The 13,554-nt window shown below is 62.6% G+C and carries 15 protein-coding genes and 2 pseudogenes; 11 read left to right on the top strand and 6 right to left on the bottom strand.

The genetic code is table 11. The features are described from left to right. Positions 1–112: 112 nt before the first annotated feature. From AC57B6_RS25880 to AC57B6_RS25855, 6 genes and pseudogenes are all read left to right on the top strand, one after another. Positions 113–623: pseudogene (locus AC57B6_RS25880) on the top strand (LysR substrate-binding domain-containing protein); the annotation flags it as partial. After that, positions 620–1,519, top strand: coding sequence for a LysR family transcriptional regulator (locus tag AC57B6_RS25875; protein ID WP_028194018.1), 900 nt, complete (start codon positions 620–622; stop codon positions 1,517–1,519). The pseudogene AC57B6_RS25880 and the gene AC57B6_RS25875, both read left to right, overlap by 4 nt. A 183-nt stretch (positions 1,520–1,702) precedes the next feature. Then, positions 1,703–3,040 (top strand): MFS transporter, encoded by a 1,338-nt coding sequence (locus tag AC57B6_RS25870; protein ID WP_252889855.1) that lies wholly within the window; start codon positions 1,703–1,705, stop codon positions 3,038–3,040. A gap of 40 nt (positions 3,041–3,080) precedes the next feature. Further along, positions 3,081–4,121, top strand: coding sequence for an amidohydrolase family protein (locus AC57B6_RS25865; RefSeq protein ID WP_496422374.1), 1,041 nt, complete (start codon positions 3,081–3,083; stop codon positions 4,119–4,121). An 8-nt stretch (positions 4,122–4,129) separates the two neighbouring features. Next, positions 4,130–4,798, top strand: coding sequence for an RraA family protein (locus AC57B6_RS25860; protein WP_216752181.1), 669 nt, complete (start codon positions 4,130–4,132; stop codon positions 4,796–4,798). A gap of 103 nt (positions 4,799–4,901) precedes the next feature. Further along, entirely contained in the window at positions 4,902–5,300 is a 399-nt protein-coding gene (locus tag AC57B6_RS25855) for a hypothetical protein (protein ID WP_496422373.1), read from the top strand. A 37-nt stretch (positions 5,301–5,337) separates the two neighbouring features. Here AC57B6_RS25855 and AC57B6_RS25850 read toward each other — a convergent pair whose 3' ends face one another. After that, positions 5,338–6,192 carry an AraC family transcriptional regulator gene (locus AC57B6_RS25850; protein WP_252889853.1) on the bottom strand — a complete coding sequence of 285 codons (855 nt, stop codon included), beginning with the start codon at positions 6,190–6,192 and terminating at the stop codon, positions 5,338–5,340. Positions 6,193–6,220: 28 nt separating this feature from the next. After that, positions 6,221–6,934, bottom strand: a complete 714-nt coding sequence (locus AC57B6_RS25845) for an alanyl-tRNA editing protein (protein WP_144194064.1) — start codon at positions 6,932–6,934, stop codon at positions 6,221–6,223. Positions 6,935–7,438: 504 nt separating this feature from the next. On the opposite strand from AC57B6_RS25845, the gene AC57B6_RS25840 reads away from it, so the two are divergent. Together AC57B6_RS25840 and AC57B6_RS25835 are read left to right on the top strand one after the other, a co-directional pair. Continuing rightward, positions 7,439–8,005, top strand: coding sequence for a chromate transporter (locus AC57B6_RS25840; protein ID WP_496422372.1), 567 nt, complete (start codon positions 7,439–7,441; stop codon positions 8,003–8,005). A 2-nt stretch (positions 8,006–8,007) separates the two neighbouring features. Continuing rightward, entirely contained in the window at positions 8,008–8,580 is a 573-nt protein-coding gene (locus AC57B6_RS25835) for a chromate transporter (RefSeq protein ID WP_042273601.1), read from the top strand. A gap of 227 nt (positions 8,581–8,807) precedes the next feature. Here the strand turns inward: AC57B6_RS25835 and AC57B6_RS25830 are convergent, their stop codons facing one another. The 4 genes and pseudogenes from AC57B6_RS25830 to AC57B6_RS25815 all read right to left on the bottom strand — a co-directional run bounded on the left by AC57B6_RS25830 (position 8,808) and on the right by AC57B6_RS25815 (position 10,385). Continuing rightward, positions 8,808–9,575: an SDR family oxidoreductase gene (locus tag AC57B6_RS25830; RefSeq protein WP_106353011.1), complete on the bottom strand. Its 768-nt coding sequence runs from the start codon at positions 9,573–9,575 to the stop codon at positions 8,808–8,810. A gap of 17 nt (positions 9,576–9,592) precedes the next feature. After that, entirely contained in the window at positions 9,593–9,916 is a 324-nt protein-coding gene (locus AC57B6_RS25825) for a hypothetical protein (RefSeq protein ID WP_496422371.1), read from the bottom strand. Between the two features lie 35 nt (positions 9,917–9,951). Beyond that, positions 9,952–10,047 (bottom strand): annotated as a pseudogene (locus AC57B6_RS25820) (DUF1700 domain-containing protein); the annotation flags it as partial. Continuing rightward, positions 10,044–10,385 (bottom strand): PadR family transcriptional regulator, encoded by a 342-nt coding sequence (locus AC57B6_RS25815; RefSeq protein WP_252889850.1) that lies wholly within the window; start codon positions 10,383–10,385, stop codon positions 10,044–10,046. The pseudogene AC57B6_RS25820 and the gene AC57B6_RS25815, both read right to left, overlap by 4 nt. Before the next feature lie 204 nt (positions 10,386–10,589). Here AC57B6_RS25815 and AC57B6_RS25810 point away from each other — a divergent pair, with 204 nt between their 5' ends. From AC57B6_RS25810 to AC57B6_RS25800, 3 genes are all read left to right on the top strand, one after another. Continuing rightward, positions 10,590–11,942: an MFS transporter gene (locus AC57B6_RS25810; RefSeq protein ID WP_042273603.1), complete on the top strand. Its 1,353-nt coding sequence runs from the start codon at positions 10,590–10,592 to the stop codon at positions 11,940–11,942. A 21-nt stretch (positions 11,943–11,963) separates the two neighbouring features. Then, positions 11,964–12,647: an RraA family protein gene (locus AC57B6_RS25805; protein WP_496422370.1), complete on the top strand. Its 684-nt coding sequence runs from the start codon at positions 11,964–11,966 to the stop codon at positions 12,645–12,647. 102 nt (positions 12,648–12,749) lie between these two features. Further along, positions 12,750–13,553, top strand: a complete 804-nt coding sequence (locus AC57B6_RS25800) for a class II aldolase/adducin family protein (protein WP_491563210.1) — start codon at positions 12,750–12,752, stop codon at positions 13,551–13,553. Position 13,554 lies beyond the last annotated feature (1 nt).

The following is a 13,554-nucleotide window of genomic DNA, read 5'->3' as shown; positions in this document are numbered from 1 at the left end:
TCACCCTTCCCTCGTCATGCACCCCATTCATGACGCTCATTTTTGTCCCTAATTTGACCGGGTTTTCTCGCGGTTCCATGGTTCGGCCATGCCTGCCGGATTCGTAGCGCCGGAGTTCTATTTCCTGCCGCCGCTTCTCACCATGCTCGAACAGAACGCGCGCGGCATCCGCATCGAGATCGCGAACTTCCCGGTAGACTGGGTCAGCGCCGCCATGCACAGCGGCAAGATCGATCTGGCGCTCGGCTATGTGCCGGGTCTCGATCCGGGTTGCGTAAGCCGGACGCTCCTTGTCGACGAACACGTCTGCGTGGTGCGGGCAGGCCACCCGCTGCGCAAACAGAAGCCGACCAAGGAGGACCTCGCGGGCTTGCGCTACGTGTACGCCAGCACCAACGCGACCGGGCACAGAATGGTCGAGCAATGGCTGGAAGAGCTGAATCTGCGCCGGGATATCGTCTTGCGCCTGCCGCATTTTGTGGTGGCGCCCGAAATCGTTCAACATACCGATCTCGCGGTCATTTTCCCGAGGAGGGGCGGACCCGGGCATTGCATGGCTCCTCGATGTGATTTACACCCTGTTCCATCGGCCTTCGGCCGACACTGAGGCGAAACCTGTATGAATCTTCGGGCTTTACAGTGCTTTGTGATCCTGGCGGAAGAACTCAATTTCAGCCGCGCGGCCGAGCGACTGCACATCGCACAGCCCGCGCTCAGCCAGCAGATCCGCTCGCTGGAGGAACGGCTCGGCACGCAACTGGTCGATCGGGCGCGGCGCCCGTTGAGTCTGACCGAAGCCGGCCACTATCTCTGCACGGAGGCGCGTCAGATACTGGGTTCGTTGGAACAGGCGAGTCTGGCGACTCAGGAGATCGGTGTCGGCCGGCGCGGCTGGCTCAGCATCGGCTTCACGCGCTCGTCCATGTACAGCATCCTGCCGCCCGCGCTCAAGGCATTTCACAACGCGTTCCCGCAGGTCGAACTCAAGCTCTTCGAGTTGCTGACCGAAGAACAAACCGATGCGCTGCGCGACATGCGCATTCACATCGGAATCGGGCGGCAGCCGCTCGCGGTTGAGGGTTGCACCTCTTATCCGCTACTGCGCGAGCGCGTCATGGTCGCGCTCGAAGCGGGTCATCCGCTTGCCGCGCGCAAGACCGTGCGGATTGCCGATCTCGCCGATACGCCGTTGATTCTGTATCCGAAGCACCAGAACGCACAGTTCAAACACTCGGTGCAAACGCTCTATCGCGATGCGGGCGTAACGCCGGTCATCGCTCACCAGGCCTACGAAATCCAGACCGCGATCGCACTCGTGGCCGCCGGTCTGGGCGTCACGTTTATCGGCGAATCCGTCGCACGGCACGGACGCGCCGACGTCGTGTTCCGTCACCTCTCCGGTCCCGGTTCGTCATACCGCTCCACGCTCGCCGCCACCTTCCGTACCGACGACGCGTCGCCTCATCTGCGTGCTTTTCTCACCTGCCTCCCCGCCCCGCTTGCCGACGCGACACTATAAGCAAAAGCCTATACAAGCATAAGCAAGCAGTCTTGGACTCCGTGTAGAGGCGTTCTTATCATGAAGGTTCTGCTTTAGCCGTCAAAATGCGCGGCTAACGGGACACTGCCGGCGTTCGATCCGGCAGGCCAACTATAGGAACGCAGCCACGGCTCCGGCCGTCGCGGCACGGTAGGAGACAGCATGACCTCATTCGACGAAACCGCAACCATGCGCAAGGTGTACGGGCGACTAATGCCCCTGCTCTTCGCGATGATGTTCTTCAATTATCTGGACCGGATCAACATCGGTTTCGCCGCGCTGGACATGAACAGGCAACTGGGTTTCAGTCCAGCCGTGTTCGGCTTCGCGGGCAGCATTTTCTTCTTCGGCTACATGCTGCTGGAAGTGCCGAGCAACCTGTTGCTGCATCGGGTCGGCGCGCGCCGCTGGATTGCGCGCATCCTGCTGACGTGGGGCGCGGTCGCGGCAGCCACCGCGTTCGTCTTCAACGATTCGAGCTTCTATGTGCTGCGCTTTCTGCTGGGCGTGATGGAAGCAGGCTTTCTGCCGGGCGTGGCGGTCTATCTGACCAAATGGTTTCCGGAGCGTTACCGTGCCCGCGCGGTGGGCGGCTACATCATCGCCGGTTCGTTTTCGGCGGTGCTGGGCGGTCCGCTCTCGACAACCTTGATGACTTACGCCAACGGCGTGTTCGGCTTGCAGGGATGGCAGTGGATGTTCATTCTCGAAGGCCTCCCGGCGATGGCGCTGGGTCTGCTGACGCTGCGCATCATGACCGAACGTCCGGCCGATGCCAACTGGCTCTCCGACGAAGAAAAACATTGGCTCGAAGCGACGCTCGCCGCCGAACGCGAGACGGTGGGCGGCAACACCCATTTTCCGCTGCTGCGCGTGGCGAGCGACATTCGCGTCTGGAGTCTCGCGTGTCTGTTCGGCTGCGCGCTGGTCGGCATCTATGGCCTGTTCCTCTGGCTGCCGCAGATCGTCAAGAGCCTCGGTCATCTGAGCAATATCGAAGTCGGTTTTCTGTCCGCCGCGCCGCCGCTGCTCGGCGTATTGGGCACCTTCCTGATCAGCCGCAGTTCCGACCGCACCGGCGACCGCAAGAAGCATCTCGCCTTTGTGTACGGCATGAGCGCGCTGGCGATCGCCGGCAGCGCTTACGCGCCGAATCCCGTGATCGCGTATGCCCTGCTGTGTCTGACCGGCCTGTTCATCTATGCGGGCAATCCACTGTTCTGGAGTCTGGCGTCGTCGTTCAGAACCGGCGCCGCGGGCGCCGCGACGATTGCGCTGATCAACACCGTCGCACAGTTCGGCGGCCTGGTCGGCCCCTGGAGCATCGGCCTGGTGCGCAATGCGACCGGCAACTTCAAGCTGGCCCTGCTGACCATCGCCGCGTTTCTGGTGGTGGCGACGATCATTGCACTCGTAATGCGCGTCGCGCCGGCCGAAGATGAAAGCACCTCGCTCGCGGCCGGCGATCCGGCGGCCGGCGACCCGGCGGCCCGCACCTGATGCAAGCATTCACAAGCACACCCAACGGGTTTTCAATATCATGATTATCGATTGCCACGGTCACTACACCACCTCGCCGCCGCAGCACGAGGCCTGGCGCGCGCAGCAGATCGCCGCGCTGAAAGACGGCGCTTCACCGCCACCGCGTCCCACGATTACCGACGACGAAATTCGCGAGAGCATCGAAACCGGCCAGATCCGCATCCAGCGCGAACGCGACACCGACCTCACGATTTTTTCGCCGCGCGCCGCCGGCATGGGTCACCATCTCGCTTCGGCCGAGGCCAACGCGGTCTGGTCGAGCGAATCCAACGACCTCATTCATCGCGTGGTGTCGCTGTTTCCGCGCAACTTTGTCGGTGTGTGCCAGTTGCCGCAGGCGCCAGGCGTGGCCCCAGCCAATTGCATCGCCGAATTGCGGCGTTGCGTGGAAGAGCTGGGCTTCGTCGGCTGCAATCTGAATCCGGACCCGTCCGGTGGACACTGGTCGGGACTGCCGCTCACGGACCGCTCCTGGTATCCGCTCTATGAAGCGATGGTGGACCTCGACGTGCCGGCGATGATTCACGTGTCCTCGTCGTGCAACCCGAATTTTCATGCGACGGGCGCGCATTACATCAATGGCGACACGTCCGCGTTCATGCAGTTGCTGCAGGGCGATCTGTTCGCCGACTTCCCGACTCTGCGCTTCATCATTCCGCACGGCGGCGGCGCGGTGCCTTATCACTGGGGGCGCTACCGCGGACTCGCGCAGGACATGAAGCGGCCGTTGCTCAGCGAGTACCTGATGAAGAACGTGTTCTTCGACACCTGCGTGTATCACCAGCCCGGTGCGGAACTGCTCGCCAGGGTGATTCCTGTCGAGAACATTCTGTTCGCGTCGGAAACCATCGGCGCGGTTCAGGGTATCGATCCGGAAACCGGCCACTACTACGACGACACGCGGCGCTACATCGACGCAATCGAATGGCTCAGTGCCGCGGATCGTCAACGTATCTACGAAGACAACGCCCGCGCGGTGTACCCGCGGCTGTCGCGTCAACTCGAACAGCAATTCGCCACACAGGGGGCAACAGTATGAATTCCGCAATCAATCCCATCGGTTGGCGCGAGTACGCATCCGCGCCCCAGGCCAATCCGGCCACGCTCGACGCGTTGCGTGAACTGGCGGTTTCGCTGCTCAGCGACAACATGGCGCGAGCTAGCGGCATGGTCGGCTTGCGGCCGTATCACCAGCCGAGGCCGATGGCCGGCACCGCGGTCACGGTCCACACCCGCCCCGGCGACAACCTCGCGATTCACCGCGCGTTCGACTTTTGCCGGCCGGGCGACGTGCTGGTCATCGACGGCGCCGGCGAACTGACTCAAGCGCTAATGGGCGAGATCATGGCCAGCTTCGCGGAGAGCCTGGGCGTGCAGGGGCTCGTGATCGACGGGGCGATCCGCGACGTCGGCGCGCTGCGTCAGCGCGACTTCCCGGTGTACGCACGTGGCGTGACGCATCGCGGACCGTACAAGAACGGACCGGGCGAAATCAACGTGCCGGTCACGGTCGGTGGAATGGTGGTTCATCCGGGCGATCTCATCGTGGGCGATGAGGACGGTTTGCTCGCGATCTCGCCTGCGGACGTCGAAGCGGTGATCGAAGGCGCGCGACGGCAGCATGCGAAAGAAACCGCGGCATTGAAATCGATCGCGAATGGATCGTTCGACCGTTCGTGGGTCGTGCCGCAGCGCGACCGGATGATGAACAACTGACTTCACGCACGGCACGGGAGCGGGCATGATGCTGAGGATACGGCCGCGTCCCACGCGTCGCGCGCCGTATCATCGGCTCAACCTTGCAGGAATTGTGTGCTCCATGGCGGAATATCTGAACGCTGCAACGCTCCTTGAACTCGCACAAAGTGCAGAAGAGCGCGCCGCCGCGCCATGCTCGTGTACGAGGACACCGCTGGACGGCTGGCAATCTCAGCCGCTGTCACTCGACGAAACGCAGTTCGAGGAAGTCGGCACGCTCGCGCCGCAAGACGATCCGGAACCCACGTTCAGCGAGTACCTGCCGGGCAAGACGAACTACTGGTCGGCCGACGCTCCCATCGCGCCGCGATACTTCCCGTATAACCGCTGCGCTGTCTGGCAGTGCACGTTGTGCAGCCGGCTTTATCTGCGCTACACGGAAGGCGGCGGCTACTTCGTCGATCGCAGGATTCGCGCCGTACAGTCGGCGCTGATCGAAGACGTCGCGCTGCCTGATTAAAGCTTGCGGTGCAGGATGCCGGCAACGCGCGTCCGCCCTAATGTCCAGGCTTTAGCGCCGCATACGTCCCCGGCGTGATCCCATAGGCCCGTTTGAAAAGCCGGTTGAGATGGCTTTGATCGTAAAACCCCACGGCCGCCGCGGCCGTTGCCGCGTTCTCTCCCGCCGCAAGCATGCGTCTGGCGGCGAGCAGCCGCACCTGCGTCGCATAGGCGTGCGGTGGCAGTCCAAATTCCTTGCAGAACGCGCGCGTCAGGTAATAACGGCTTAGCCCCACCAGTTCCGCCAGTTCGTCGACCGGGATATCGCGCTCATAGTTGGCGGCGACGTATTCGCGCACTTGCGCCATCTTGCGGGCTTCGCGGCGACCCTCGCCGAGTTCGTGCCGCGATTGCCCATAGCGCCCGACCAGCATTCCCATCGCGGCCCACCAGTTCGCCTGCCGCTCCATCATCGGGACCGAACCGTGTTCGTCGAGACTGGCATGCGCCTTGGTCAGCAGACCGGCAAGATGCGCGTCCTGGTAGAGCCCTGGTGGAATCAGCAGCGGTGTGTCGTCACGCGAATCGGGCGAGAACACCGCGCCTAGTGCCCCCAGCCCTTCCATGTCGAGATAGATGGCGCGATAGTTCCATTCGCGGCCTTCCCACACCTCCCCGCTGTGATACTCGCCGGGGCCGAACACGAGCACGCTGCCGGGTCCCGCGACGTCGGTGCCGGTACGCGTATGACATTGCCCCGCGCCGCTTTGCGTCATGACGATCACGAGTTCGTCATGCAGATGCCGATCGAATTTGTGATCGCCGTAGCGCGCGATCGCGAGACAGGCGCCGTCCAGCGCGCCGTCCCGCCAGCACACTACCTCTGGTTCGCCTTTGTCCGATGTGTCCATGGCCGCTCTCAACGCTCCGGAATGCCTGTTACACCAATTCTATTCTGACCCGGCGATTGCGACGCCCCTTGTTCTCGATCTTCACGATGCGGATCGGTCTCGATTGCGCCGTATTGGTCAGATGCGTGCCGCCGCAGGCCTGCCGGTCCAGGTCGCCGATTTCGACGATTCGCACGGTGCCGTCGGAGGTCGGCGGGGGCGCCACCGAGAGGCTGCGGATCAGACCCTGCGTCGACTTCGCTTCCGCTGCGCTGACGTAATAGGTTCGCACATCCATGGCGCTGCGGATCACCTCGTTGACAGGTTCCTCCAGCAGGCGCAGCGCGTCGTTGTCCGCTTCGGGCAGATCGAAATCCATCCGGGCAGTGCCGTCGGCATTGATCTGCGCGCCGGTCACGAGCGCCCCGGCGAAGCGCTGATAGACGAGAGCGTTAAGAATATGTGTGGCGGTATGAAGCTGGGCGACGGTGGCACGCCGGGCCGCGTCGACGGCCACGTGCACGTCGCCATTCAGTTCGAGCGGCTCGTCGAGCAGATGCCACAGCATGCCGCCTTCCGGCGCCACGCCGGTAATGTGCGCGACGCCTTGCGCGTGTGTCAGCACCGCCGCGTCCGACACCTGGCCGCCGCCGCCCGGATGCAAGGCCGTGCGCCCGAGCACGACCGCGCCGGGGCGCGAGGCGATCACGCTCGTTTCGAACTCGAGCAGGTCCGGCTGCTCATGGCAAAGATAGTGCGCCACCTTGAAGTCCCCGCAGGAAATGACTGATGACGCCCAGCATACTCAGTCTCATGGGACGCCGTCTTGGTCAAAAATGCCCTCGGCAGGTCGAATCATCGGAATAACCAGGATAATCGGGGCCGGACCGCGGCTGAGGAAGTCGCTCAAAGCCGGTAAAGGCGGTCGTATTGTCGTGAAACAGCAGGCCGCTCACACGGCGAATACGAGGCCGACGTCGGTATTGGTGAGATGCAGGTCATCGCGGATCAGCCCAGCGGCCGCCGACAGGTTGACGCGGTCGGGATACGCGATGAACGACATCGCACACCTGATCGCGAGAATACTGTGGTTGCGAGAATTGCCTGCGAACTCTCACACGTTGAGAGACCAGGATTGATTCACCCTGAAGATGCCGTCCAGAAAGAGACTCGCCGTTGATATAATTTTTCAGCGCGTACGGCAACGGGCAAGCCCTGGCAAAACATTCATCTCGCCCGTCAACCGTCAATCTGACTGGAAGATTCGATGTCCCAACAAATTGCCAACACGAGTCGACCGCCTACCCTCACCGGGCTTTTCCTTATATTCAGCCGCATCGGGCTCACCAGTTTTGGTGGCGGGTTGAGCGGCTGGCTGCTGCGCGAATTCGTCCAGGATCGCGACTGGATCGGCGAAGAAGACTTTCTGAACGGCCTCGCCATCTCGCAGGCGCTGCCTGGCATCAACGTCAAGAATATGGCGATCTGGATCGGCCACCGTCTGCTCGGCTGGCGCGGCGCGTTGCTGGCCGTCACCGGCATCATCGTTCCGCCCGCCATTCTGATTATTGTTCTCGGCACGGTTTTCGAGCATCTGCTGCACTTCCCGCTCGCTCACATCCTGCTCGCCGGTGCGGCCGCGGCGGCCACCGGCCTGTCGTTGTCGATGGGCGTGACGACCGCGCTGCGAGTGCCACGCAAACTCCTCCCTCTGCTCTTTCTCGCGGGCACCTTCGTCGCGGTCGGCATATTGCGGCTGCCGCTGGTGTGGGTCGTGATAGGCGCGGGCGGTCTGAGCGTGCTGGTCGAATACATCAGACTACGCAAAGCATAGCTATGTCGAATCGCGCTCTTCTACAGCTTGCCGCTGTTTTTGCGCCCTTGTCGTTGGTAACGATAGGCGGCGGCCAGGCCATCATCGCCGATATTCAACGGCAGGTTGTCGACGTGCACGGATGGATGACACATGCGCAGTTCGGTGTCGACTTCGCGATTTCACGCATGGCGCCGGGCCCGGGCTCGCTGCTGGCCACGTTGATCGGCTGGCAGATCGCCGGGTTCTGGGGCGCCGTGGTGGCCACGCTGGCCTTGCTCGCGCCCACCGGCTTCCTGATCTACGGGGTAACCCACGTCTGGGCACGCTATCAGGGCGCGGCCTGGCAACTGGCGCTCGAGCGTGGGTTGCGCCCCGTCGCCTCCGGCATGATTCTCGCCGCCGGATGGGTTCTGCTTAAGTCGCTGGACGGCGGCCTTCCGGCCAAAGCGATTGCGATTGCTTCAGTCGTAACGCTGCTCAGTACCCGAATCAACCCGCTCGTTCTATTGCTTTGCGGGGCCTTGCTGCTGCTCGGCATGTCCGAACTCAGTGCGAGCCTGCCAGCCATGTTCCAGGTACATACGGCGGGCTAGGCGCGGTTTTACGTTTGGTCTCATGCGCTTCACCGGCTGCACGTGAGCAGCCGTGCTGTCCACCAGGCTCGCGAGCCGCGATCGGACCTCGCTGCATGCGACTAAGACCGCGATGTGTGTCAGGCCTTCATAGTTCGCTGAGTGACCGCGGTTTGTAGGAAACCAGGATGTCGATTGTCGAGGCGGCCAATGACGACCCGATTTTCTCTACTTGCGCGAATCGGTATCTAAAGAACGGCCAGCCAGCCCCCGTCGACGTAAATGATCTGCCCGTTCACATAGCTCGACGCCGCCGAAGCCAGATACACCGCCGTGCCGACGAGTTCTTCCGGTTTGCCCCAGCGTTGCGAAGGATTGCTGCTCTTGACCCATGCGTCGAAAGCGGCATTCTCGATCAGCGGCTTGTTCATGTCGGTCAGGATGTAGCCCGGCCCGATCGCGTTCGCCTGAATGTTCGAGCCCGCCCACTCGGCGCTCATCGCACGGGTCAGCATCTTGATGCCGCCCTTCGCCGCCGTATAGGCGCCGACCGTCGCGCGTCCGGCCTCGCTCGTGAGTGAGCCGATGTTGATGATCTTGCCGCCCGTGCCGCGCGCAATCATGCGGCGTGCGGCCTGCTTCGCGACGATGAACGCGCTTGTCAGATTGGTGTCGATCACGCGCTGCCAGTCGCTCAATGCCAGTTCGACGAGCGGCTTGCGAAACTGGATGCCGGCGTTGTTGATCACGATATCGATCTGCACGCCGTCCTTATCCCACTGCGCGAATGCCTCGGCAACCGCCTGTTCGTCGGTCACGTCGAACGCGCGGCCTTGCGCATTGAAACCCTTGTCGCTCAGACGGGTGGCCGCCTGCGCAACCGTATCGGCGCGCGTGCCATTCAGAATGACGTTCGCACCGGCCGCGGCCAGCCCCTCGGCGAGCGCGAAGCCGATGCCGCGCGCCGAGCCGGTAACGAGCGCCGTGCGGCCGCTCAGATCGAATAGCTGTGTCATGTGTGTCCTTGCGATGTTCAGAAACGAGGCGCGAGTGCGCCCCTCGCGGTTCCGTCAGCGGTCGCGCGTTTGGCGGCAAGCCTCGCGGCGTTCGGCTCGATGATCAGACGCAACTCCATCATATCGTTGATAAGACCAGCCTCGGCAGCGCCCGCCCGCGCGCGCCACGTGAGAATCGCCGCAAGCCATAGCACCGGATTCTTGCGAGCGATACGGAATCCCTCCGCAAGCCAGCCGGCCACACTCCGGACACTGACCACGCGGCTGTATGGACAGGTCAGCCCGCACGCAGGTCGCGGGTATGCCGGGATTGCCGTACTGCCTGAATAGCGCAAGTTCATGACCGCTTCCTTTTCACGAAAGTGCATCGAACGTGGTATCGAATGTAGTCGGCGACGATTTCGTCGACCACCTGCTTCGGCAGACTCCGCAGTTCGTGGCGCGATTGCTGGATGAATGCGTCCTGCGTCATCGCTTTTCCCCTGTTCCTGAGGACGTACCGGACAAGGCCAGCACGCCATTGACTTCATCGACAAAACTGCGCCATTCGCTTCGCATCTCCGCCAGACTGTTACGGCCCGCCGCTGTCAGCGAGTAATACTTGCGCGGCGGCCCCGAGCTGGACTCCACGAAATACGTCGACACCCATGCCTCGGCTTGCAAGCGGCGCATCAGCGGGTAGATCGTGCCCTCGCTGATTTCCATGGTTTCCGAGAGCGTCGAGACGAGCTCGTAGGCGTAGCTGTCGCCGCCGGCAAGGACAGCCAACACGCACATGTCGAGGGTTCCCTTCTTGAGCTGCGTTTTCATTCAGTTCCATTACAAATTAGTGTGCATAGCACGGTACCGTTCTATGCACAGGACGAGACCACCCTGCGATCATTCGCGGCATTAATACAAAGGATTAGAAAACAGACTTGTACTTATTGTTTTTGGCTTCCGATAAAGGCACCAGGCCATGCGCGCAATGGCTGCGTTCATCCACTGCAACCGCCATGCCCCAAGGAGAAACCCATGACGTCCTATCGCCCCGCGGAGCCACCACCGCCTTCGGACAGCGCCCCCGCCAACATGAACCGGATCGCCGTAGCGAGTGTGATCGGCACGACCGTCGAGTGGTATGACCTGTTCGTTTTCGCTACCGCCTCGGCGCTCGTCTTCAACAAGGTGTTCTTTCCCGGCTTTGTGCCTCTCGTCGGCACCTTGCTGGCGTTCGGCACGTTCGCCTCCGCCTATCTGGCGCGAATTGTCGGCGCCGCGCTGTTCGGGCATTTCGGCGACCGTCTCGGGCGCAAGGCCATGCTGCTGGTCTCGCTCATCATCATGGGCGTTGCGACGTTCTCGATTGGCCTGCTGCCGAACTACGCGTCGATCGGAATCTGGGCGCCCATTCTGCTGCTCACCTTGCGCGTCATCCAGGGTCTCGCGCTCGGCGGCGAGTGGGGCGGCGCCGTGCTGATGGCGGTGGAACACGCTCCGGCCAACAAGCGTGGACTGTATGGTTCGTGGGTGCAGATCGGTGTGCCCGCCGGCACCCTGATCGCCAATCTGGCGTTTCTGGTCAGCAATGCCATGCTGTCTAACGAAGCCCTGCTTTCGTGGGGCTGGCGTATTCCGTTTCTCGCGAGCGCGTTGCTCGTGGGGGTCGGTCTGTATATCCGCCTGAATACATCGGAGACGCCGTCTTTTCGCAAGGTCAAGGAAGCGGACGCTCAGGTCAAACTGCCGATCGCCGAAGTACTCACGCGCTACTGGAAGCAGGTTCTGCTCGGCGGCATCGCGACCATGTCGACGGGTACCTCGTTCAACCTGATCGTTGCCTTCGGGCTTACCTACGGCACGCAGACGCTGGGCTTTTCGCGTAACGCGATGCTCTCGATTGCCTTGATTGCCTGCGCGCTCTGTATCGTGTTGTTGCCGGCGTTCGGCAAGCTCTCCGATATCGTGGGCCGCAAGCCGGTGATTATCGGCGGCATCGTCGCGGAAGCCCTGCTCGCTTTTCCGCTTTTCTGGCTGCTGGATACGCGCGAATTTTCGTTTGCATTGCTCGGCTATCTGCTGATGATGACCGCCTTTGCGGCCAACTACGGCCCTATCGCCACCTTCCTCGCCGAGTTGTTCGGTACCGAGGTGCGCTACTCCGGTCTCTCGGTGAGCTATATGCTGTCCGGACTGCTCGGCAGCGCGGCTACGCCGATTGTCACCACGGCACTGCTGTCCGCCACCGGCCGCGGTTCGTCGGTAGCGTGGTACATGATGGGCTCGGCGGCCGTCTCGGTCATCGCGCTCCTGCTGCTCACGGAGACGCTGCGCCGCGATATCTCGTCGACGGCGCGCGCCCGTGCCGCCACGGCGAGCCTTTCGTGAAGGCCTGCTATGGAGCCTGTTATGGAAACGGAAAAGATCTCGCTCATGCCAGCCACCGCGGAATCATCGTTGCTGCGCAGCCTTGAAGCCGTCAGCTTCCCGACGCTCGGGCATTTTCTGGAGAACGGCTTCGCGAATCATCGCCTGCGCGCGATGGTCCCCAACGTGAAGGTGATCGGCCGCGCGGTGACGCTCAAGCTGCTGTCGCCCGACGCCATTGCCGTGAACCGTGCGCTGTCGCAACTAAAACCTGGCGACGTGCTGGTGATCGACATGAACGGTGACCACACGCATGCGCCGGTCGGTGCGGTCACGGCATGCGCGGCGCTCAACGCCGGCGCGCGCGGCGTGATCGTCGACGGCGTGGTGACCGATCTCATCGAACTACGCGGCACGGGGCTGCCCGTATTCGCGCGAGGCACCTCTTTACTGACGACCAAGAAACGCGACACGGCGTCGAGTCTGTTCAACGAACCGGTGGTGTGCGGCGGGATCATGGTGCGCCCGGGCGACATCGTGCTGGCCGATGACAACGGCGTGCTGTTCGCGCCCGCACCGGCACTCGCCGCGGTGATCGACCTCGCGCTCGCGTCCGATCGCGCGGAGCCCACGATCCTTGCCCGGCTTAACGCCAAAGAACCGGTCCACGAGGTTCTGCAATGCTTCATGCCGGCAAATATTCGCGCCGCTAATGATCAGCATTAGAACAATGAAATTGACGGATACTGGCACGCTAACGAACACTACGTGCGCGACATATAGCGATCCAGCCACATACAGCAAGTGAGACTTTCGGAGACTTCTGCAATGCAATCCACGCCAACATCCGATCGCATAAGCGACAAACAGGCGCCGCTGGGCACCGAACAGCAGGTACGGGAGGAACTGGCGGCGCTGTACCGGCTGGCCGCGCACTTCCGCATGACCGACATGATCGACACGCATATCACGGCGCGCCTATCCGGCTCGCCGGGCGAGCCGCCGGCATTTCTGATCAACCGCTATGGCGTGCTGTTCCATGAGATGCGCGCGTCGGACCTCGTGAAGATCGATCATCTCGGCAACGTCATCGACGAACGCGCGCGCAGCGAGCCCGCGCTGTTTCGCGTGAACGCCGCCGGGTTCACGATTCATTCCGCCATTCACGCCGCGCGCGACGACCTGCATTTCGTGATCCATACGCATACGGCTGCCGGCACAGCGGTATCGGCGCAAGAACAGGGACTGCTGCCGATCAGTCAGCATGCGTTGAAGTTCTACGGCAAGCTCGCTTACCACGACTACGAAGGCATCGCGCTCGAACTCGGCGAGCGCGAGCGTCTGGTGCGCGATCTCGGCTCCTGCAAGGCGATGATTCTGCGCAATCACGGCCTGCTGGCGGCCGGCGCCACGGCAGCCGAAGCCTTCCACGAGATCTATTTCCTCGAGCGGGCCTGTCAGGCGCAAATTCAGGCGCTGGCCGGCGGCAGCGCGCTGCGCATTCCACCGCGGGAAGTGTGCGAGTTGACCGCGAGCCAGTTTTCCCGCGCAGACTCCGCGGAAATTGCGGAGCTGGCGTGGCGCGCGGCATTACGGCTGATCGACGATCCGCAATCCGACTACCGCAACTAGG

Source organism: Paraburkholderia sp. BGA-UO-ETr-F12 (assembly GCF_059567945.1).
Note: the sequence above shows the minus strand (reverse complement) of the source record. Positions and strands in the feature narration are given on the sequence as shown.